1 pseudogene is annotated in these 248 nt (G+C 63.7%); it reads right to left on the reverse strand.

The features are described from left to right. Positions 1 to 125, reverse strand: a pseudogene (locus FNJ47_RS52265) (flavin-dependent oxidoreductase); the annotation flags it as partial. Between the last annotated feature and the right edge of the window lie 123 nt (positions 126 to 248).

Consider the following 248-nt stretch of genomic DNA (forward strand, 5'->3'; position numbering starts at 1 on the left):
GCCTTGGCGGCATAGCCGCGGACGATCGCTTCGCGCGCTTCGTAGTTGAGAATGGTATCGACGTCGGTGAAGCCCTGCGGCGCAAGCTGCTCGACGGCGTCGATCACACCCTCCGGCCCGCCGCGGCAGTAACGGGGAGGCTCGGGGAGGACAGCGCGCGTAGGAGCCGAGACTGTTGTCCTTCGTGGTGAGGAGGTAACATCCGATCCGTCACCCTGAGAGAGTGTGAATGCATTCAGTGTCGTCCT

Origin of the sequence: Bradyrhizobium uaiense (assembly GCF_010811875.1) — a bacterium.
Classification (GTDB): Bacteria; Pseudomonadota; Alphaproteobacteria; order Rhizobiales; family Xanthobacteraceae; genus Bradyrhizobium; species Bradyrhizobium uaiense.